This is a genomic window from Pseudomonas neuropathica (assembly GCF_015461835.1).
In the GTDB taxonomy this organism is placed as follows: domain Bacteria; phylum Pseudomonadota; class Gammaproteobacteria; order Pseudomonadales; family Pseudomonadaceae; genus Aquipseudomonas; species Aquipseudomonas neuropathica.
In genome coordinates, this window is record NZ_JACOPX010000009.1 from 135,551 (window position 1) to 155,209 (window position 19,659).

The window sequence follows — 19,659 nt, forward strand, 5'->3', positions numbered from 1 at the left end:
CTTCAACGGCGGCTCTGCTGCCACGCTGCCGCCAGCCCGCTGCAACAGATCACCGCGATGCCAATGATCGTCAGCAGACTCGGCGTGTGATTGAACAGCAGCCAGCCCAACAACCCGGCAAACACAATCTGGCAATAACCGAACGGCGCCAGCAGTGCCGGAGCGGCATGGCGGAACGCCTGGGTCAGAAACAAATGCGCGGTCATCCCGCAACTGCCCAGCGCCAGCATCAACCCGGCATGGGTCAACGTCGGCACCTGCCAGAAGAACGGCACCAGTGCACTCATCACCAGCGTGTTGCATAACCCGGCGAAAAAATTGCTGGTGGTCGGGCTGTCCACCTCGGCGAGCTTGCGGGTCAGCAGTTGATAGAAACAGAAAAACAGCGCCGAGCAGAACGGCAGCAACACCGCCGGAGTAAACAACTCACCGCCGGGGTGGACGATGATCAGCACGCCGATAAAGCCGCAGATCACCGCGATCCATTGACCTCGGGTCACTCGCTCCTTGAGCAGCGGCACCGACAATGCGGTCACCAATACTGGCGCAAGAAAGTTGACCGCCGTGGCTTCCGCCAATGGGATGTACAACAACGCGGTGGTGAAGAACAGGCTGGTGCCGAGCAGGCACAGTGCCCGAACCAATTGCCATAGCGGCTTCTTGGTGCGCAGGACACGCAACCCGGATTGCGGCAGAAAAATCCCCGCCATCAGCAGTGTGTGCACCAGATAGCGCGCCCAGACCACCATCACGATCGGATAAAAACCGGACAGGTATTTCGACAATGCGTCGTGACTGGAGAACAGGAAGGTTGCCACGACAATCAGCAAAATCCCCTTGAAGGGTTGGTTGACACCGGAGAGCGGGGTGCTGACAGTCATTGGTTATCTCTGTTTGAACAACAATACGGTGGCGAAGGAGATCACGCAGCGGTTACCGATCCGGAACGGCTACGCAGTCCACTGGGAGCAAGCTCCCTCGCCACAAAAAAGACTCACAGTCGCGCCAACAATTCCCGCGTCCTGTCGATCGCCATCTGCGCTCGCGCCAATCCGCTCACGCCCTGCTCGAGCAGTTTTACCGTAGGAATTTCCAGACTCAGTGGAATATTAGTCGGCAGCGCTCGCAGCAACCCGAGCAGATCGCAATCACCCTCGCCGGGAAACCGCCGCTCGTTGCGCGCCTGACGCAAGATCTCGGCCATGTCTGACGGCCTCGGCCCCGCCACATCACATAATTGCGCATAACGCAGACGCGACACTGGCACTTCAGCCAGATCCTCCAAGCGTGACGCCGAACGATCAAAGTGGAACGCATCGACCAGCACCGCAGCGTTTTCCCGATCAGCGTTTTCGACCATTCGCAGCGCTTGTTCGAGGTTGCGCGCATCAGTCCAGGGCATGAACTCCAGATGCGGGTGCAGCCCGTAAGGCGCGGCCAGATCGCAAAGCGCCGCAAAGTTATCGGTGAGCCGCTGTTCGTCAGGATCGTTACCGGCGACCAGCAATTCGGTAGCGCCAAATTCCGCACCGACCGTAAGAAGTTTCTCGAAATCGGCGACGTCGGTTTGCGGCTTCAGACGCAGGATTTCCACGTCGAGCACGCGGATGCCGGTGTCGCGCAGCCGCTGCAACGTCTGACGGCGCAATTCAGCATCGGCGACCAAAGGGAAATGATGCTCCTCGGGCGTCGCGGGCTCCAGGCGCAGGCCGACATGGCTGTAACCAGCACGTGCCGCCACTTCGACCATTTGCGGTGGCGACAACTCAAGCACAGTGAGGCTGGCCAGAGACAGGATTCGTTCGTTCATGTTCAAGCCTCAATCAGCGCAGGGGTGCAGGCACGGCCGGTGGCGGCGGCCTCGCGAATCGCTTCGATCAGCGCCAAAGTGCGCGCAGCGTCGGCCGCACTCACCAGCGGCTCGACTTCACGCCGCGCCACGCATACGAAATGCTGTAACTGCAAGCGTAAAGCGTCGTCACCGCTGTAGGATTCTTCGACCATCAACAAGGGCTCATGCCAACCGGCGTCGACCTGATCAGCGGCGTAATGCCAACGCTTGAGCTGCGGAATGCTCAAGGCGCCGGCGGTCCCGGCCAGCAAGTAGCACGGCTGATCGGCCTGGCGCGGATATACCGGGTTCTCGCCGGAATCCAGCTCCCAACTCCACGGCGCGGCGACCGCGTCGGAACCGCTCAATGTGCCCAGTGTGCCGCCCTCGAATTGCAGCAACACCGCCGCGCTGTCTTCATTGGCAAAACTGCGCACGGCGTTGTCGGTGATCGCTTGCACCGAGCGCACTTCACCGCACAGATGCCGTAATAGATCCAGGTCGTGAATCAGGTTGGTCAGCAACATCCCGGCGCCCGGTTCACGGCGCCACGGGATCTCGAAATAACTGTCCGGTTTGCGCAACTGGAACAGTGCGGTCACCGTGATCAGCCGTCCAAGCGCCCCGCTCTGCACCAGCTCATGAGCGCGAACGATCAGCGGATTGTGGCGCCGATGATGGCCGACCAGCACCGGCACGCCGCTGCTTTTGACCGCCGCAACCAGTTCGCGCACTTCATCCAGGTGCACGCCGACCGGCTTCTCCAGAAGCACCGGCACACCTGCCGCCAGACAATCGAGCGCCGTGCTGACGTGTTGATTATTCGGATTGGCGACGATCACCGCGTCTGGTCGGATTTGCTCCAGCATCTGACGATGATCAGCGAAATGCCTTACACCCCATTCCGCCGCAAGCCCTGCTGCTTGCGGCCCGGGATCCGCCACCGCGCACAGCGTTGCTTCGTTGAGGGTTTGCAGATGCCGATAATGTTGCTGGCCCATGTTGCCGGCGCCGATCAAGGCGATTCGAAGGGGCGAATTCAAGGTGCGGTCCTCTTGTGATTGTTCTAGGAATAACACTCCGCAAACAATTTAGAACCGAGTTCCAGAATCAAACACCCATTCATCCCAAAACCGTGCGAACACCGCACAACTTCGTGAACAACAAAAATCCCCTGTAGGTGTGAGCCAGCTCGCGATAGCGGAGTATCAGTCGCCGTTAACGTTGGCTGACATACCGCTATCGCGAGCTGGCTCACTCCTACAGAGGGCCTATGTGAATTCGGATTAGATAAACAGTTCTGAGGCCAGGCTTGCTGCTGATAATTCTTCGGTGAAGGTCAGCAACAGCGGTGCCAGCTCATGCAGCCGCGCCCCCGGCATCCGCGCACTTGGCCCGGCAATACTCAGTACACCGATCACCCGACCATCCGTTGGATGCCTCACCACCGCCGCAATCGCTGAAGTCCCCACTGCCGAACTTTCTTCGACACAGGCATAACCCTGCTCACGAGCCAGACGCAGCCGTTCCAGCAACTCGATATTTGAACGCGGCGCATTCGGCCCGATCCCCACCGGCACCTCCGCCGCCTGCCGCTCGACCAGTGACAACGCCTCGGCGTCGCTCATGCACGCCAGCCACGCATGCCCCGACGCGGTGTAGAACAGCGGCGCGTCGCGGCCCATGTCCGGGTCGTAACGCAGACCGGTGCGCGCGCCTTGTGCCTTGGCGATCCAGGTCTGGCGCTCGCCATCGATCACGCCCAAACGCACCAGTTCGCCGGTTTCCTGCGCCAGTCGGTCGAGTACCGGCTGGACGATATCGGCACCGCAGCTCGACAGGTATTGAAAGCCCATAGCGATCAGTTTGGTCGACAAGTGATAGCGCAACGTTTCCGCATTCTGCCTTACGTAGCCCAATCGAATCAGCTCGGCGAGCAAGCGGTGTGTTGCACTCTTGGGGATATCCAGTTGCTCGGCGAGCGTCTGCATCGGCAGCCCGCGTGGATCACTGGTGAGGCTTTCCAGCACGCTGAAAACCCGTTCGATTTGACTGCCGGCCATGGAGACGTCCAAAGAAATTTTGCCGATTCTAGAAGACATTGGCGGCAAAGCGAAATCTGGAACCGGCTGTTCGATAACCGCCCATTTTATAGGTTCAAGGCTTGTCGAGTCCTCGCGACACTGGTTATTTTCTGGAATCGAATTCCAAAAATAACTTACTGCCGGAGCGTTGTTTGATGTCTGCCGAACACCCTGATATCGACTGCGACGTATTGGTCGTCGGTTCCGGTGCCGCCGGTTTATCGGCCGCCGTGACTGCCGCGTGGCATGGTTTGAAAGTCATCGTTGTCGAGAAAGATCCGGTCTTCGGTGGCGCCACTGCCTGGTCCGGTGGCTGGGCGTGGGTGCCGTGCAATCCTCTAGCGCGTCGGGCCGGGATCATCGAAGACATCGAACAACCGCGCACCTATTTGCGCCATGAACTGGGCGAGCACTTCGACCCGGCGATGATCGACGCTTTCCTTGAAGCGGGACCGCGCATGGTCGCGTTTTTCGAGCAACACACTGCGCTGCAATTTGCCGATGGCAATGCCATTGCCGACATTCATGGCGACACGCCGGGCGCTGGCACTGGTGGCCGCTCGGTCATCGCAGCGCCTTACGATGGACGCAAGGTCGGACGCTTGCTCAAGCGCCTTCGTACAACGATGCGCGAAACGTCCTTCATGGGCATGCCGATCATGGCCGGCGCCGATCTGTCGGCGTTCCTCAATCTGACCCGTTCACTGAAAGCCGCATGGCATGTCACCCGGCGCTTTACCCGACATTTGCTAGATCTCGCGGTCCATGGCCGGGCCATGCAATTGGTCAACGGCGTGGCGTTGATTGCACGATTGGCAAAATCCGCCGAAGACCTCGGCGTGTTGCTCTGGGAATCGGCACCGGTGACAGCGTTGCTGCGTGAAGGCTCGCGCGTCTCGGGCGCTGTGGTCAACACAGACAAAGGCCCGATCCGCATTCATGCACGCAAAGCCGTAGTGCTCGCCGCCGGTGGTTTTGCCAATGACATCGAGCGACGCAAAGCCCTGTTCCCGCGCACGCCGACCGGTCACGAGCATTGGGCGCTGCCGCCGCTGGCCGTCAACGGCGATGGTTTGCGCCTGGGCGAAAGTGTCGGCGCACGGGTCAATGCCGATGTAGCTTCGCCCGTGGCGTGGGCGCCAGTATCGCAAGTGCCACATTCTGACGGCAGCATCGGCCATTTCCCACACATCATTGAGCGCGGCAAACCCGGAGTCATCGGTGTACTGAGTAACGGCCAACGGTTCGTCAACGAAGCCAACGGTTATTACGACTACGTCAGCGCCATGGTCGCTGCTGCGCCGGAGGGTGAAGAAGTCGCCTCATGGCTGATCTGCACGCGCGCCTTTCAACGCCGTTATGGACTGGGCATATCGCGGCCATTTCCGCTGCCAGTGTCAGAATTTATCCGCAGCGGCTATCTGAAAAGCGGCAACAGCGTTGAAGAATTGGCCCGAGCCTGCGGCATCGATCCGAGCGGATTGCGCCACACCCTCGACGATTACAACCGCCATGCCCGTCACGGTGAAGACCCGTTGTTCGGTCGCGGCGCAACACCCTACAACCGCAAACAGGGTGATCCGGCGAACCTGCCCAACCCCTGCGTTGCCCCAATAGACACCGGCCCGTTCTACGCCGTGAAAGTCCAGCCGGGCTGCTTCGGCACATTCGCCGGGCTCAAGGTCAACCCTCACGCGCAAGTGCTGGACGCCCACGAACAGCCCATCACCGGCCTCTACGCAGCGGGGGGCGACATGGCCAGCATCATGGGCGGCCACTACCCGGCGGGCGGTATCAACATCGGCCCCGCGCTGACTTTCGGTTACATCGCCGCCCGGCATATCGCCGGCATGACTGCTTTCGAACAGGAGATCGACCATGCAGCACATCGTTAACGCCCAAGGTTTGAACATGCCGAAACTCGGTCTCGGCACCTGGCCGATGCTCGGCGAAGAATGCACCCGCGCCGTCGAGCAAGCGCTGGAATTGGGATATCGACACATCGACACAGCGGCGGCCTACAACAACGAGGACGCCGTCGGACAAGCACTGGCGAATACCCCGACACCGCGCGAGCAAATTCACGTCACCACCAAAGTCTGGTGGGATCAGCTGCAACCCGACGCGATGCGCCACTCCATGGACCGCAGCCTTACCGCGTTGCGCAGCGACTACGTCGACTTGTTCATGATCCACTGGCCGACCACCGACTGGGACCTGCCACGTACCCTCGAGACATTGGCTTCGTTCAAAAAACAGGGGCTGGCACGCAACATCGGCGTGGCGAATTTTCCGCTGCCCTTGCTGCGCAAAGTCGTCGAAGAATATGGGATTGATCTGTCAGCGATTCAGGTCGAATACCACGTCCTGCTCGGCCAAAACGCCCTGCTCGGCTACGCCCGCGAACACAACCTGGCGCTGACGGCCTACACCCCGCTGGCGCGCAACAAGGTCTCAGACATCCCGCAGATTCAGCAGATCGCCGAAAAGCACGGCGTGCTGCCGACTCAGGTCGCACTGAAATGGCTGCTGGATCAGCCCAATGTCGCGGCGATTCCCAAGGCCAGCAGCCGGGCCAATCAACTGGCCAATCTCGCATCGCTGCAGGTCGAACTCGACAATGAAGACCGCGCATTAATCGCAGCCCTGTCAAAACGCGAGCGTCAGGTCAGCCCGGATTTCGCCCCCGAGTGGGATGCGTTTGATCGCTGATTGATAATCCAGCGATAGAAATCCTGCGCGGGATTGAATTTGCCGCGCGCCAGACCGTCAATAACAGGCCCGACCTCGTCAGCACGAGGCCGGGCCTGTTTGCGTGTGGCCAATAGACGGACGACCGGACTGGCGCCACACTCACACAGCAGCAACACTCATCACCATCCGATACACACAGAGGATTCCCACATGCTATGGAAAAAAGGCCGACGCAGTGACAACGTCGTCGATGCCCGTGGTGATGATGCCGGCGGTGGCGGCGGCATGCGCTTCGGTGGCGGCAAAGGCCTGAGCCTGGGGGCGATTCTGCTGATCGTCGGCATCGGCTGGATCACCGGCCAGGATCCCCTGCAGATTCTCGGCCAGCTCGCCGGGCAATCCACACAACAATCGGCACCTACTTCGCAAACCCGCCAAGCGCCGCCGGCCAACGATGAACAGGCCGAGTTCGTCCGCTCGATCCTCGGCGATACCGAAGACACCTGGGGCGCGATTTTCCAGCAGGCCGGGCGCCAATATAAAAATCCGACCCTGGTGCTGTTCAGCAACCGGGTCAACTCCGCCTGCGGTCTGGCAACCTCGGCCACTGGCCCGTTCTATTGCCCCGCGGATCAGAAGGTCTACCTGGACATGGCGTTCTTCCAGGAAATGTCGCAACGCTTCAAAGCGGCCGGCGACTTCGCCCAGGCCTACGTGATCGCGCATGAAGTCGGACATCATGTGCAGACGCTTCTAGGCGTCTCGGCGAAAATTCAGACAGCTCGCCAGCAAGGTCGGCAAATGGAAGGCGACGGCGGCTTGCTGGTGCGTCAGGAATTGCAGGCCGACTGCCTCGCCGGCGTCTGGGCCTACAACGCGCAGAAACGTTTGAACTGGCTGGAACCGGGCGATATCGAAGAGGCCTTGAATGCGGCCAACGCCATCGGTGATGATCGCCTGCAACAACAGGGTCAGGGCCGTGTGGTGCCGGACTCGTTTACCCACGGTACGTCGGCGCAAAGGGTGCGCTGGTTCAAAACCGGATTCGCGCAGGGCCAGGTCGGCCAGTGCGACACCTTCGCGGCGAAAAACCTGTAAATGCATAAATGGCTTTTGGCGTTACTGATCGTTGGCAGCACTGCGCAAGCCGCCGGTGTCGATGCGATCAGCCCCGGTCGCTTGCAACTCAAGGCCGGGGAAATGGCGGTCGGCATTGGTCCTGCGCCGGAGAAGATCGAACGGGTGCTGATCGTCATTCACGGCCGGTTGCGCAACTCGGAAACCTATCGCAAAAGCGCTGAGAGCGCCGCCGAGCTGGCGGGACAAAGTGCCCACACGCTGGTAATCGCGCCGCAGTTCCTCAATGAAAGCGATGTCGCGCTGTACTCGCTCCCCGCCACGTTGCTGCGCTGGCAAGGCAACGACTGGATGGGCGGCGGCTTATCCACAGGGCCGAATCCGTTGAGTTCCTATGCCGCGCTCGATGAGATCGTTGGACGGATCAGCGACCGCAAACAGTTTCCCGACGTGAAGCAGATCGTGATCTTCGGTCATTCCGGCGGTGGCCAGGTGGTGCAGCGCTATGCCCTGCTCGCCAAGGATCAGCCTGCGCTGAAGGCGAACGGCATTCGCTTGCGCTACGTGGTCGCCAACCCGTCATCGTATGCCTACTTCAATGAACAACGGCCGGTGGCGTTCGATCACGCCAAGTGCGCGGGTTTCAATCGCTGGAAGTACGGTCTGTCAGACATGCCGGTGTACGCTGGTGGGCAAACGCCGTTGCAGCTTGAGAGCAGTTACATCAAGCGCGAGGTGATTTATCTGCTTGGACAGCAGGACGTCGATCCCAAGCATCCAGCGTTGGACAAACGCTGTGAAGCCGAGGCGCAAGGTGCGTATCGCCTGGAGCGTGGGAAGTTGTACTTCGGCTATTTGCTGCGTCGGCATCCGGAAGGGGTGAATCAACGATTGGTTGAAGTGCCCGGGGTCGGGCATAACGGCGATGGGATGTTGACCTCGCCGGAGGGGCAGAAGGCGTTGTTCGAATAAGTTTTGTGCTGATTGATCTGACGCCATCGCGAGCAGACTCACTCCTACAGGGGAACGCATTCCAATTGTAGGAGTGAGCCTGCTCGCGAAGAGGCCAGCTCAGGCAGCAAAGATTTCAGGCCAAAAGCATCCGCCGCAACTCGACACAATCCTTCGCATGCCAATCGGCCAACTCGGGCCACGGGTTTTCCGGCAGATTAACCAACACCGTCCGCGCGCCCGCCGCTCGTCCGCAATCCAGATCAAAGCGGTAATCACCGACCATCACCATCGCGCTGGCCGGCACGTCCCACGCATCTGCCAGTTTCAGCAAGCCGCCCGGATGTGGCTTCGGCGGCGCTTCGTCGCGGCCCAACACATCGTCCACCGCAAAGCAGTCGGCGAGGCCAATCGCTTGCAGCGTCACATGCGCCAGTTCCCGCGCATTGCGGGTCAGAATGCCGAGGCGATAACCGCGTGCGTGCAGATCACGCACCAGTTCCACCGCGCCGGTGGCCGGGGTCGAACCTAGCGCCAGATCCCTTTCGTGTTCCAGCAGCCAGGCGTGTTTCGCCGCCGCTTCATCCGCCGGCAATGCCGCGAGATGAGTGAGGATGTCGTCCTCCGGCGGAATCGCCAGCGCCACGCGAATCGCCGCAAAATCATGCACGGCGACGGTCAACGTGCCGTCCATATCGAACACCCAGTGCTTGACCTCTTTCAGACTCATGCCCAATCCTTGCGATGGCGGATCAGGCCTTCCTGCGTCACCGAAGCGACCAGTTGTCCGGCGCGGTTGTACACGCTGCCACGGGAGAATCCGCGGGAATTGCCGGCCCACGGACTGTCCATTGCGTAGAGCAACCAGTCATCGGCGCGTAGATCGTTGTGGAACCACAGCGCGTGATCAAGGCTGGCGACCTGCATGTCTTTCTGCCAGACCGATTTGCCGTGGGGCAGCATTGAGGTGGTCAGCAGACCGAAGTCCGAAGCGTACGCCAACAAGTATTTGTGCAGCGCCGGGATGTCGGCCAATGCGCCGTCGGCGCGGAACCACACATATTTGACCGGATCGGCCGGCTGCGGGTTGTACGGGTCCTTTTCGGTGACCGGGCGCACTTCGATCGGTTTCGGGCACAGCAGTTTTTCACGCATGTGTTCCGGAATCAGGTGCGCGCGTTGCTGGGTCAACTCCAGCTCCGACGGCAGGTTTTCCGGGCCGACCACCACCGGCATCTGGCTCTGGTGCTCGAAGCCTGCCTCGTCGTATTGAAACGAAGCGCTGCAGGTGAAGATCGGATGGCCCTTCTGGATCGCCGTGACGCGGCGAGTGCTGAAACTGCCGCCATCGCGCACGCGATCAACCGAGTAGACCACTGGCAACTTGGCATCGCCCGGACGCAGGAAGTAGCCGTGCATAGAATGCACATGGCGCGCCTCTTCAACGGTCTGACTGGCTGCCGACAGCGACTGACCCAGCACCTGACCGCCGAACAACTGACGGAAACCCAGGTCCTGACTACGGCCACGGAACAGGTTTTCTTCGATCGGTTCCAGGGTCAGCAAGTCGACCAGATCTTCCAACACTTGGCTCATTCAGACTCTCCTCACACAAAGCACTATGCCGCGCAGTCTTGGCTGCGGCGGCCGATTCAGATTCTGGCGCGGGCCAATGATATGGCGGCCATTGTAAACGTCCGTGTCGGCTTATCCATGCAAGGTTTGCAGCCATTGTTCGCGGCTGATGCGGTACAGCACATGCCGTCTTAGCGGATGATCGACCGCAAGCTTGGGGTGATCAAAATCATCTTCCGGGGCGTGATGCATGCCAATCGCCTGCATGACTTTCTCCGAGGGCAGATTGGATTGCGCGGTGAAGGAGACGATTTCCTTTAGCGCCAACCGATCAAAGCCGCAGCGCAGAGCCGTCCACGCGGCCTCGCTGGCGTAACCCAGGCCCCAGTGTTCCTTGGCCAGGCGCCAGCCGATTTCCACCGCAGGCGTGAACGGTGCATCGAAACCAACCACGCCGAGCCCGGTAAAACCAATGAACTCGCCACTGTCCTTGCGCTCCAGCGCCCAAAGGCCAAAACCGTGTTCGGCAAAATGCCCGCGCACGCGGCCGATCATCGACGCACTTTCCAGGCGGCTCAATGGTGCCGGAAAATAGCGCATCACCTGAGGATCGGCGCACATCGCGGCAAATGCCGGCAAATCCTCGTCCTGCCACTGACGCATCAGCAAGCGCGCGCTTTCAAGTTCCAGTATCGGCTCCATCATGCCCCTCCGTTTCCATGCCGCAAGTCTACATCGCTGGTAGGATCCTTCACTCTTTCCTACGTTCCTACATGAAACCGCCATGCCACTGCCGCTGATCTACCACGAAGACTACAGCCCCGAGTTTCCGGCGGATCACCGCTTCCCGATGGACAAGTTTCGTCTACTACGCGATCACCTGGTCGACAGCGGTCTGACCCGCGACGCCGATCTGCTGCAGCCCGAGATCTGCCCCAACGATATCCTCGCCCTCGCCCATGACCGTGCGTATATCGAACGCTACATGAGCGGCGAGTTGTCCCGCGAAGACCAGCGGCGTCTGGGTCTGCCGTGGAACGAAGCCTTGGCTCGGCGTACGGTACGGGCGGTCGGCGGTTCGATTCTGGCCGCGGAAAAAGCCCTGGAACATGGCCTGGCCTGTCACTTGGCCGGCGGCACTCACCATGCGCACTACGACTACCCGGCAGGCTTCTGCATCTTCAATGACCTGGCGATCATCAGCCATTACCTGCTGCAAAGCGGCCGGGTGAATCGCGTGCTGATCTTCGACTGCGACGTGCATCAGGGCGACGGCACCGCGCGAATCCTGCATGACACGCCGGAGGCGATTACGGTTTCCCTGCACTGCGAGAAGAATTTTCCTGCACGCAAGGCGGAAAGTGACTGGGATATCCCGCTGCCCAAGGGCATGGGCGACGCTGATTATTTGAAAGTGGTCGACGACACACTCAATTACCTGCTGCCGCTGTATCAACCGGACCTGGTGCTGTACGACGCCGGTGTCGACGTGCACAAGGACGACGCCCTCGGCTATCTACAGTTGACCGACGAAGGCGTCGCCGCCCGCGATGAAAGCGTGATGCGCCATTGCCTGGGCCGCGACATTCCGGTGATGGGCGTGATTGGTGGCGGTTACAGCAAGGATCGCCACGCCCTCGCCCGCCGCCACGGCATCCTCCATCACAGCGCGCAACGGGTCTGGCAGTCACACGGTTGTCATTGAGTTGTGCTGCGTTACCCACAATCGCTGTGGAACGGCCTGTGGATAACCTGAGTGAAAGGGACTACAGCCCATATCCGACAGGGCCTACAGAACACTGATCACTTTTCAACCAACAACTCAAGGCCACCTCAGATCCCTGTAGGAGTGAGCCTGCTCGCGATGCGTCAGCACCTTCAACATTAATTTGGCTGGCACACCGCTATCGCGAGCAGGCTCACTCCTACAAGAGATCTGCGCTGTTAGAATGCGCGGCTTATCCCGCCATACCGCAGCGCACGCCATGACCCAGAATTCCGCCTCCTCCCCCGCTCACGTCGCCATCATTGGCGGTGGCCCCGCCGGCCTGATGGCCGCCGAAGTGCTGAGCCAGGCCGGAATCCGCGTCGATCTCTACGACGGCATGCCCTCGGTCGGCCGCAAGTTCCTGCTCGCTGGCGTCGGCGGCATGAACATCACCCATTCCGAAGCCTACCCGGCGTTCCTTTCACGCTACGCCGAGCGTGCCCCGCAGATCGCTCCGTTGTTACGCGGCTTCGACGCCGATGCGTTGTGTAAATGGATTCACGACCTAGGCATCGAAACTTTTGTCGGCAGCTCCGGCCGGGTTTTTCCTACGGACATGAAAGCCGCGCCACTGTTGCGCGCCTGGCTCAAGCGCCTGCGCGACAGTGGCGTGGTTATCCACACCCGCCATCGCTGGCTCGGTTGGGATGAACACGGCGCGCTGAGCATCGACAGCCCGGAAGGTGAAATCACCGTAAAACCCGACGCCACCCTGCTCGCCCTCGGCGGCGGCAGCTGGGCGCGCCTCGGTTCCGACGGTGCGTGGATGTTGCCGCTGGAGCAACGCGGTGTAGGACTGACGCCATTGCAGCCGAGCAATTGCGGCTTCGAAGTGCAGGCCTGGAGCGAATTGATGGTGAGCAAATTCGCTGGCGCACCGCTGAAAAATATCGCCATCGGTTTGAATGACGATATTCCGCGCTTGGGCGAATGTGTAATCACCGCTACAGGGATCGAGGGCAGCCTGATTTATGCGCTGTCGGCGCCGATTCGTGAGGCGATCAATCAGCAAGGCGCGGCGGTTATTCACATCGATCTGCTGCCCGGCCGACCTGTGGATAAAGTGCAGGCAGCGTTGAGCAAGCCACGCGGTTCGCGCTCGATGGCCAAGCATCTGCACAGTCAGATCGGGATTGATGGGGTGAAAGCGGCGTTGTTGCGGGAACTGACTGATGCGGCGACCTTCGCCGATCCGGCGCTGTTGGCGCGGGCGATCAAGGCCTTGCCGCTGACGTTGGTGAAAACTCGTCCGCTGGACGAAGCGATCAGCAGCGCTGGTGGCGTGACGTTTGAGGCGATGGATGAGCGCTTGATGCTCAAGGCGTTGCCGGGAGTGTTCTGCGCAGGCGAGATGCTCGATTGGGAAGCGCCGACGGGCGGGTATTTGCTGACGGGGTGTTTTGCTAGCGGCCGGGCGGCGGGGTTGGGGATTGTGCAGTGGCTCAAGTCCGAGGCGTCTGCCTGAACCCTCACCCCAGCCCTCTCAGGGAGAGGGGGCCGACCGAGGTGTCTGACGTCATCCATCGACCTGAAACAACGAGTCGATTATGGCCTCGGCCAGCCGACCGAGGTATCTGCTGCCATACATCGACCTGAAAGACTGAGCCGATTATGGATTCACAGCCATAGGATCAGGTCGGCGTACTTCGCAAGCATCCCCCCAATCAGTCCCCTCTCCCTCCGGGAGAGGGTTAGGGTGAGGGGTTTTTGATCTTACGGCTTGCGCTTGCGAGGCCCGGTATTGAACACCGGCACTTTACGCACAGGCTTGATCGAAGGCTCCGGCGCCTGCGTCTCGCCGCTGTCGACCCACTTGCCCAGATTGCGCTTGCCGCCACCGCCAGAGGCTTTCGGCTTCTTCGGTTTCTTCGGCTTCTTGATCACCTGACCGCTGGCATCGGTATCCGGCACGCGGTGTTCAGGCTCGAAATCCGGCTCGTTCTGACGCTTCAAGGTCTGGCGCGTCAGCATTTCAATCGCCGACAACATGTTCACTTCATCCGCGCATACCAGCGAAATAGCCTCGCCCGTCGCACCCGCACGGCCGGTACGACCGATGCGGTGGATGTAATCCTCAGCCACGATCGGCAGATCGAAGTTGATCACCAGCGGCAGATCTTCGATATCCAGACCACGGGCAGCCACGTCGGTGGCCACCAGAATCTGCACTTCGCTGAGTTTGAAACGATCCAGTGCACGCTGACGGGTCGCCTGCGGTTTATCACCATGGATGCCGTCGGCATTGACACCGAGGCCCTGCAGTTTTTCCACCAGAGCATCAACGCCGTTGCGGGTCTTGGCAAACACCAGTACCTGCTTCCACTTGTTCTTGCGCATCAGGTGCACGAACAGCTCGGCCTTGCGCTTCTTGTCCACCGTGACGATCCACTGCTTGACCGTATTGGCGGCGACGTTGCGCGGGCTGACTTCAATGCTCAGCGGATCGTTGAGCATCTGCCCGGCCAGCAGGCGGATGTCATCGGAGAAGGTTGCGGAAAACAGCAGTGTCTGGCGCTTTTTCGGCAGCATGCGGTAAATGTTCGCCAGTTCTTCGGAGAAGCCCAGGTCGAGCATACGATCGGCTTCATCCAGCACCAGAGTCTGCAACTGATCGAGTTTCAGCGCGTTCTGGCGGAACAGGTCGATCAGGCGACCAGGCGTGGCGACCAGCACATCGACGCCGCCGCGCAGCTTCATCATTTGCGGGTTGATGCTAACGCCGCCGTACACCGCGTACGTGCGCAGCGGCAGGTTTTCGGCGTACTGGCGCACAGACTCATGAACCTGCTCGGCCAGTTCGCGGGTCGGCACCAGAATCAGCGCACGCGCCGAGTTGGCAGCGACTTTCGGCCCTTCCATGGCCAGCAACTGCAACAGTGGCAAGGCGAAACCGGCGGTTTTGCCAGTGCCGGTCTGAGCGGCAGCCATCAAGTCACGACCGGCCAGCACGGCCGGAATGGCTTGCGCCTGAACCGGCGTCGGGGTCTGGTAGCCGAGCGTCTCGAGAGAGCGCAGCAAGGGTTCGATCAGGCCAAGGGTGGCGAAAGTCATGGGAGTACCGTAGGAAAAAATAACGCAGGCATGCAATGCCGCGCAGTTTACCCTAATTCGTACGCGTTTCTGTGGGAACGGCTGTCGGCGCCACGACTGGCGGCTGTGCCGGCCGACGCCACTGCGGCAAGCCAATCAACACCACCGCGCTGATGATCACCAGCATCGCCAACGCTTCTTCGATGCCGATGGTCTCGCCGACAAACACAATCCCCAGCAACACCGCGACCGCCGGATTGACGTAGGCATAACTGGTCGCCGCGGCCGGACGTACGTGCTTGAGCAGGTACATATAAGAGTTGAAAGCGATGATCGAGCCGAAGAAGATCAGATAGGCCAGCGCCAGCCAGCCCTCAATCGGCGGGACAGCTTGCAAGTGTTCACCACTGGCAGCGCTGCCAATCAGCAGCACCACACCGCCCACCAGCATTTCCACCGCACTGGCCATCGCGCCCTGTGGCAACGGCAGATGTTTGCTCCACACCGAACCGAACGCCCAGGTCGCCGCCGCAAAAATCAGCAACGCCGCGCCCATCGGACTCGATTGCAGATTGGAGCCCATGTTGAGCATGGCGATGCCGATAATCCCCAACGCCACCCCGGCCCACTCCAAGCGGGTATTGCGCGCTCCCCAGAAATAGCCACAGAGCAACGTAAACAACGGCACCGTCGCCACCGCCAATGCCGCAACGCCCGAAGCTACGCCGGTATGCTCGGCCACGCTAACCGCGCCATTACCGAAACTGAGCAGCAAAATCCCGATGATCCCCGCCGCTTTCCATTGCGCCCAAGTCGGCGCCGGTGCCCCGCGCCAGCGCAGGAAGGCGTACATCAGGCTGCCGGCGATCACGAAGCGCACCCCGCCGAGCATCAGCGGCGGCCAGTATTCGACGCCAATGCGGATCACCAGATAGGTCGATCCCCAAATCACATACAACGCAAAAAACGCGGCGATCAGCGGCAAGGAAAAACGGCGCAAGGCAGGCATGGGCAGCTCGAAAGTCAGGCTCAGGGGATGGATTATTCTAGAAAGGCGCACGAGCAAAAATAAGCTACAAAACCTGTTTATAGCGCCGGTACACTTTGGAAAACACGGAGATTGACGGGATAAACCGCGATTTCGAAAGTCTGGCATTTTCAGGAGTACGGCCTTGGACAAATACGACCGCATGCTGCTCAGTGCCCTGCTGGAAAACGGCCGTGCGTCCTACGCCGACCTGGCGCGCAAAGTGAACCTCTCCGCCCCGGCCGTCGCCGAGCGCGTGGCCAAGCTTGAAGCTGCCGGGGTAATTACCGGGTATGAGGCAAAAATCGACCTGTCGAAAATCGGTCTGCCGATCCAGTGCATGATCGAATTGCGCCTGCACCAGAACGGCAGTCAGAAGGTGTACGACGAGCTGGTGAAAATCCCGCAACTGACCGAATGCTTCCGAGTGACAGGCGATCCGTGCGTGATGATGAAGGCCGCGGTGGGATCGATGACGGAGCTTGAGGAGTTGATCAATCGGGTGGCGAAGTTCGGCTTCAGCAAGACCTCGATTGTGTTGTCGAGTGCCATCGAAAAGCGTGTGCCGTTAGGCCAGATCGAAGGCAACGGCAAATCCTGATGACAATAGTTCCCCCCCTGTAGGAGTGAGCCTGCTCGCGATAGCGGCGCGTCAGTCGAAACAAATGTTGACTGACACACCGTCATCGCGAGCAGGCTCACTCCTACAGGGGTTCTGTGTTGGGCTTGGGATCAGCGATAGCGCTGCAGGTGCTCGCTGACTTTCGCGGCCGGGACTTTCTGCAACTTGCACAGCAGGTCGTGCGATAGCTCGCTGACGCCGTGCTTGTGCCGCAACTCATCCGCCAGATGCGCCATCAGGTTGGCCGCCATCTCGGCATCAGCCATCGCCCGGTGAGCCTGGCCGGTGTGAGGCAGGCGCGCAAACGTGGTCAGCGTACCGAGCTTGTGATTCGGCGCCGCCGGCATCAGCCGCCGTGCCAGCAGCAGCGAACAGGCAAAGTTCTGCAATCGCGTGCGCTTGATCCGCCCCAGTTCAAAGTCCCAGAACTTCTGGTCGAACGAGGCGTTGTGCGCCACCAACGGCGTGCAGCCGACAAACTCGTTGACTTCGTTCATCACCTGCTCGGCCGACGGCGCGGTGCGCAGCATGGCGTTGCTGATGCCGGTCAGTTGCTCGATGAACGCGGGGACGCGGACGCCGGCGTTCATCAGGCTCTGGTAACGCTCGACGATGCGACCGTTTTCCAGCATGACCACGGCGATTTCCGTGGCGCGACAGCTGCTGTTCGGCGACAGGCCGGTGGTTTCAAAGTCGATGACTGCAATGCGTTCCAAACCGGGTGGTACTCCGTCAAATCAATTCTTTAGAAGCAGCGGGCCTTCGATCGGCACGTAACGGCTGGCGGCGCGGATCAGCGAGTTGGCCGTCAGGCCCGGCACGCCGTAGGCGACGGCTTGAACGCCGTGCTTGCTGATGATGCGTTCGAGCAGCATGTCGAAATCGCCGTCACCGGAAGCCAGGACGATTTCGTCGACGTGGTCGGCGGCGTCCATGATGTCGAGGGTGATGCCCACGTCCCAGTCGCCCTTGGCCGAGCCGTCGCTGCGCTGGATGTAGGGCTTGAGCTTCACAGTGAAACCGAGGTTGCGCAGGATCTGCTGGAACTGCTGCTGCTTGCTGTCGCCACGGTCGATCGCGTAGGCGTAGGCCTCGACGATCTGCCCGTCCTTGCTGATGTCGGCCCACAATGCGGCGTAGTTGAAGTGACAACCATAAGCCTGACGCACGGTGTAGTAGAGGTTCTGCACGTCGGCGAACACTGCGATTTTTTTCACCGGAGTTCCTGTGGGCGCGCAAGCGCACGAAGCGGGATCAGGCGCCAGGCCCGAAAAAGGCGCTCAGTATGCCAGCCATCAGGAGGGTTCCGCGAATAATCGGCCCGGAGCCCTCAGGGGCTCCGGACGAATGGTGAGTCAGACGAAGGAATCGTCGTCATCGAAGAACGATGAGTTGTCGTTGCCGTAGTCGGTGTCGGTGAAGCCGCCCTGGTCATTGCCAGAGAAGCCGTTATCGGCCACACGCTGGTCATCGCCCCAACCGTTGTTGCTCTGGTCGGCGACCTGCGCCGGCTCTTCCTTGATCACTTCAACGATTTCTTCAGGCTGCTGGTTGTGATGGAACAGGCTGCTGATGCCCTGCGCCAGCATCACACCACCCGCGACACCGGCAGCGGTTTTCAAGGCGCCGCCAAGGAAGCTGCTGCCGGCTGCCGGAGCGGCTTGCTGCGCATAGTTAGGCGGCGCTGCGCCGAAGTTCTGTTGTGGCGCGGGGGCCGCGTAATTCTGTTGCGGTGCCGGTTCGCGCCAGCCGCCAGTCGAGGCTGGGGCGCTCTGGGTCGGCGCTGGACGCGGGCTGCCACCAAAAATGCTCGACAGGAAACCACCGCCGCCGCTCGGCGCCGGGGCGGCACTCTGCGCCTTGGCCGCTTGCAACTCGGCCTGCAACTGCTGGACTTGCTGAGTCAGTTGCTTGTTCTGCTCGTCAAGGCTCTTGAGCGCTGCCTCTTGCACCAGAATCGCCTGGGTCATGAAATAACCTGCCGCCGGTTGGCGGGTCAGGTGTTCCTTGATCCGCGCCTCGGCCTGGGCGTCGCGCGGGGCTGCCTCCGTTTCGGCCTGTTGCAGCCGGGAAAACAGTCCATCGATCAGGGTTTGCTCTTCGCTGTTCATGGCGACCTCGTAGATTGCCGGGGATAACATTGCCCTCGTCCACGTTGGCCGAGGTGCTCTCCTGTAATGGAGACGGCGACAAAACGTTTCAATGACCTTTACCGAATGTTTACGTTTGTGTCGCGCCAGCCATCATCGGTTAAAGTGAGCCACTGTTTTCGACCTGCGATACCGACTGATGAATGCCCTCGAAGTGCTGCGCGACTCTCTGTATTTTTTCAAACGCCATTTGGGCAGCATCGTACGGTTGTGCCTGCCGCTGGTGATTTTCGAAGCGTTTTTACAACAAGTGGTCGATCGCGCCAGCGGGCCGGAAAATATCTCGGCCATCAGTATCGTCGTCGGTCTGCTGGTGTATCCGCTGTACACCGCAGCGCTGATCCTGTTCCTCGATGCGCGCAGCCGTGGCGAGGCGCCGCGCAACCGTGACCTGCTGGCGATGGCCGCCACTCTGTGGCCGCGCTTCGCGTTGCTCACGGCGCTCAATACCTTGCTGATTCTGTTGGGCCTGTCGCTGTATTTCCTGCCGGGCCTGATGCTGATGGTCATGCTCGCGTTCGGCGAATACCTGCTGGTGCTGCGTGGTATGGGTCCGTTGCAGGCGATGAAGGAAAGCCTGCGCCTGACCCGCGGGCATTTCTGGCGGATCCTGCTGTGCATTCTCTGCGTGATGACGCCGCTGTGGTTGCTCAAAGGCGCGACACTGGCGGTGTACCCCGAGCCGCAGAATCCTGTGATCGCGATATTGATCGACAGTGCTCACAGCTTCCTGCAACTGTTCACCAGCGTGGTGCTGTTCCGCCTGTTCATGCTGATCAGCGAATTGCCTGACAAACGCGACAGAGCCATCTGAGCGCACTGCGCTTGGGCTTCGAGACGACCGTCAGGT

Annotated in this window: 20 protein-coding genes; 8 read left to right on the forward strand and 12 right to left on the reverse strand. The window is 60.6% G+C overall.

All coding sequences use genetic code 11. The annotated features are described in order from the left end of the window. Positions 1–2: 2 nt before the first annotated feature. From H8F23_RS14890 to H8F23_RS14905, 4 genes are all read right to left on the reverse strand, one after another. Positions 3–881, reverse strand: coding sequence for a DMT family transporter (locus H8F23_RS14890; RefSeq protein WP_034153813.1), 879 nt, complete (start codon positions 879–881; stop codon positions 3–5). Between the two features lie 113 nt (positions 882–994). Next, positions 995–1,810 (reverse strand): sugar phosphate isomerase/epimerase family protein, encoded by an 816-nt coding sequence (locus tag H8F23_RS14895; RefSeq protein ID WP_194934866.1) that lies wholly within the window; start codon positions 1,808–1,810, stop codon positions 995–997. A 2-nt stretch (positions 1,811–1,812) separates the two neighbouring features. Continuing rightward, positions 1,813–2,874 (reverse strand): Gfo/Idh/MocA family protein, encoded by a 1,062-nt coding sequence (locus H8F23_RS14900; RefSeq protein ID WP_194934867.1) that lies wholly within the window; start codon positions 2,872–2,874, stop codon positions 1,813–1,815. A gap of 243 nt (positions 2,875–3,117) precedes the next feature. Further along, positions 3,118–3,894 carry an IclR family transcriptional regulator gene (locus H8F23_RS14905; RefSeq protein ID WP_194934868.1) on the reverse strand — a complete coding sequence of 259 codons (777 nt, stop codon included), beginning with the start codon at positions 3,892–3,894 and terminating at the stop codon, positions 3,118–3,120. A gap of 176 nt (positions 3,895–4,070) precedes the next feature. On the opposite strand from H8F23_RS14905, the gene H8F23_RS14910 reads away from it, so the two are divergent. The 4 genes from H8F23_RS14910 (at position 4,071) to H8F23_RS14925 (ending at position 8,658) form a co-directional block, all read left to right on the forward strand. Beyond that, on the forward strand, positions 4,071–5,810 hold the full coding sequence (locus tag H8F23_RS14910) for an FAD-dependent oxidoreductase (RefSeq protein ID WP_194934869.1): 1,740 nt from the start codon (positions 4,071–4,073) through the stop codon (positions 5,808–5,810). Continuing rightward, entirely contained in the window at positions 5,794–6,627 is an 834-nt protein-coding gene (locus H8F23_RS14915; protein ID WP_194934870.1) for an aldo/keto reductase, read from the forward strand. The genes H8F23_RS14910 and H8F23_RS14915 overlap by 17 nt, the downstream gene beginning before the upstream one ends. A gap of 192 nt (positions 6,628–6,819) precedes the next feature. Then, positions 6,820–7,707 (forward strand): KPN_02809 family neutral zinc metallopeptidase, encoded by an 888-nt coding sequence (gene ypfJ, locus H8F23_RS14920; protein WP_194934871.1) that lies wholly within the window; start codon positions 6,820–6,822, stop codon positions 7,705–7,707. Further along, positions 7,708–8,658, forward strand: coding sequence for an alpha/beta hydrolase family protein (locus H8F23_RS14925; RefSeq protein ID WP_194934872.1), 951 nt, complete (start codon positions 7,708–7,710; stop codon positions 8,656–8,658). A gap of 115 nt (positions 8,659–8,773) precedes the next feature. On the opposite strand, the gene H8F23_RS14930 is transcribed toward H8F23_RS14925, so the two are convergent. The 3 genes from H8F23_RS14930 to H8F23_RS14940 form a co-directional block, all read right to left on the reverse strand. Beyond that, positions 8,774–9,367 (reverse strand): HAD family hydrolase, encoded by a 594-nt coding sequence (locus tag H8F23_RS14930; protein WP_194934873.1) that lies wholly within the window; start codon positions 9,365–9,367, stop codon positions 8,774–8,776. Continuing rightward, positions 9,364–10,233 (reverse strand): acyl-CoA thioesterase II, encoded by an 870-nt coding sequence (gene tesB / locus H8F23_RS14935; protein WP_003228466.1) that lies wholly within the window; start codon positions 10,231–10,233, stop codon positions 9,364–9,366. Before tesB ends, H8F23_RS14930 begins: the two co-directional genes overlap by 4 nt. 111 nt (positions 10,234–10,344) lie before the next feature. Further along, positions 10,345–10,914 (reverse strand): GNAT family N-acetyltransferase, encoded by a 570-nt coding sequence (locus H8F23_RS14940; RefSeq protein WP_194934874.1) that lies wholly within the window; start codon positions 10,912–10,914, stop codon positions 10,345–10,347. A gap of 82 nt (positions 10,915–10,996) precedes the next feature. Between H8F23_RS14940 and H8F23_RS14945 the strand changes: the two genes are divergently transcribed. Both H8F23_RS14945 and H8F23_RS14950 read left to right on the forward strand, forming a co-directional pair. Then, positions 10,997–11,917, forward strand: coding sequence for a histone deacetylase family protein (locus H8F23_RS14945; protein WP_194934875.1), 921 nt, complete (start codon positions 10,997–10,999; stop codon positions 11,915–11,917). A gap of 280 nt (positions 11,918–12,197) precedes the next feature. Then, positions 12,198–13,445, forward strand: a complete 1,248-nt coding sequence (locus H8F23_RS14950) for a TIGR03862 family flavoprotein (RefSeq protein ID WP_194934876.1) — start codon at positions 12,198–12,200, stop codon at positions 13,443–13,445. Positions 13,446–13,693: 248 nt separating this feature from the next. Here the strand turns inward: H8F23_RS14950 and H8F23_RS14955 are convergent, their stop codons facing one another. Together H8F23_RS14955 and yedA are read right to left on the reverse strand one after the other, a co-directional pair. Beyond that, positions 13,694–15,031, reverse strand: a complete 1,338-nt coding sequence (locus H8F23_RS14955) for a DEAD/DEAH box helicase (RefSeq protein ID WP_038361826.1) — start codon at positions 15,029–15,031, stop codon at positions 13,694–13,696. Between the two features lie 52 nt (positions 15,032–15,083). After that, positions 15,084–16,019, reverse strand: coding sequence for a drug/metabolite exporter YedA (gene yedA, locus H8F23_RS14960; RefSeq protein WP_194934877.1), 936 nt, complete (start codon positions 16,017–16,019; stop codon positions 15,084–15,086). A gap of 163 nt (positions 16,020–16,182) precedes the next feature. Here yedA and H8F23_RS14965 point away from each other — a divergent pair, with 163 nt between their 5' ends. Continuing rightward, positions 16,183–16,638, forward strand: a complete 456-nt coding sequence (locus tag H8F23_RS14965) for an Lrp/AsnC family transcriptional regulator (RefSeq protein ID WP_064118784.1) — start codon at positions 16,183–16,185, stop codon at positions 16,636–16,638. Between the two features lie 131 nt (positions 16,639–16,769). Here H8F23_RS14965 and H8F23_RS14970 read toward each other — a convergent pair whose 3' ends face one another. From H8F23_RS14970 to H8F23_RS14980, 3 genes are all read right to left on the reverse strand, one after another. Next, on the reverse strand, positions 16,770–17,375 hold the full coding sequence (locus tag H8F23_RS14970) for a 3'-5' exonuclease (RefSeq protein ID WP_034153798.1): 606 nt from the start codon (positions 17,373–17,375) through the stop codon (positions 16,770–16,772). Positions 17,376–17,396: 21 nt separating this feature from the next. Then, the gene (locus H8F23_RS14975; RefSeq protein ID WP_194934878.1) at positions 17,397–17,876 is read right to left on the reverse strand and encodes a LabA-like NYN domain-containing protein; all 480 of its coding nucleotides are present in this window, start codon (positions 17,874–17,876) and stop codon (positions 17,397–17,399) included. Positions 17,877–18,014: 138 nt separating this feature from the next. Next, complete coding sequence (locus H8F23_RS14980) at positions 18,015–18,770, reverse strand: DUF2076 domain-containing protein (protein WP_194934956.1); 756 nt, start codon at positions 18,768–18,770, stop codon at positions 18,015–18,017. A gap of 178 nt (positions 18,771–18,948) precedes the next feature. On the opposite strand from H8F23_RS14980, the gene H8F23_RS14985 reads away from it, so the two are divergent. Beyond that, positions 18,949–19,623, forward strand: coding sequence for a YciC family protein (locus H8F23_RS14985; protein ID WP_194934879.1), 675 nt, complete (start codon positions 18,949–18,951; stop codon positions 19,621–19,623). Positions 19,624–19,659: the final 36 nt, after the last annotated feature.

Bases quoted from the DNA above. Each gene is read 5' to 3' on its own strand.
- tesB (WP_003228466.1), bottom strand. From the start codon at position 10,233: ATGAGCCAAGTGTTGGAAGATCTGGTCGACTTGCTGACCCTGGAACCG.
- H8F23_RS14950 (WP_194934876.1), top strand. From the start codon at position 12,198: ATGACCCAGAATTCCGCCTCCTCCCCCGCTCACGTCGCCATCATTGGC.
- H8F23_RS14895 (WP_194934866.1), bottom strand. From the start codon at position 1,810: ATGAACGAACGAATCCTGTCTCTGGCCAGCCTCACTGTGCTTGAGTTG.
- H8F23_RS14985 (WP_194934879.1), top strand. From the start codon at position 18,949: ATGAATGCCCTCGAAGTGCTGCGCGACTCTCTGTATTTTTTCAAACGC.
- H8F23_RS14910 (WP_194934869.1), top strand. From the start codon at position 4,071: ATGTCTGCCGAACACCCTGATATCGACTGCGACGTATTGGTCGTCGGT.
- H8F23_RS14890 (WP_034153813.1), bottom strand. From the start codon at position 881: ATGACTGTCAGCACCCCGCTCTCCGGTGTCAACCAACCCTTCAAGGGG.
- H8F23_RS14930 (WP_194934873.1), bottom strand. From the start codon at position 9,367: ATGAGTCTGAAAGAGGTCAAGCACTGGGTGTTCGATATGGACGGCACG.
- H8F23_RS14905 (WP_194934868.1), bottom strand. From the start codon at position 3,894: ATGGCCGGCAGTCAAATCGAACGGGTTTTCAGCGTGCTGGAAAGCCTC.
- H8F23_RS14980 (WP_194934956.1), bottom strand. From the start codon at position 18,770: ATGAACAGCGAAGAGCAAACCCTGATCGATGGACTGTTTTCCCGGCTG.
- ypfJ (WP_194934871.1), top strand. From the start codon at position 6,820: ATGCTATGGAAAAAAGGCCGACGCAGTGACAACGTCGTCGATGCCCGT.
- yedA (WP_194934877.1), bottom strand. From the start codon at position 16,019: ATGCCTGCCTTGCGCCGTTTTTCCTTGCCGCTGATCGCCGCGTTTTTT.
- H8F23_RS14940 (WP_194934874.1), bottom strand. From the start codon at position 10,914: ATGGAGCCGATACTGGAACTTGAAAGCGCGCGCTTGCTGATGCGTCAG.
- H8F23_RS14915 (WP_194934870.1), top strand. From the start codon at position 5,794: ATGCAGCACATCGTTAACGCCCAAGGTTTGAACATGCCGAAACTCGGT.
- H8F23_RS14945 (WP_194934875.1), top strand. From the start codon at position 10,997: ATGCCACTGCCGCTGATCTACCACGAAGACTACAGCCCCGAGTTTCCG.
- H8F23_RS14925 (WP_194934872.1), top strand. From the start codon at position 7,708: ATGCATAAATGGCTTTTGGCGTTACTGATCGTTGGCAGCACTGCGCAA.
- H8F23_RS14955 (WP_038361826.1), bottom strand. From the start codon at position 15,031: ATGACTTTCGCCACCCTTGGCCTGATCGAACCCTTGCTGCGCTCTCTC.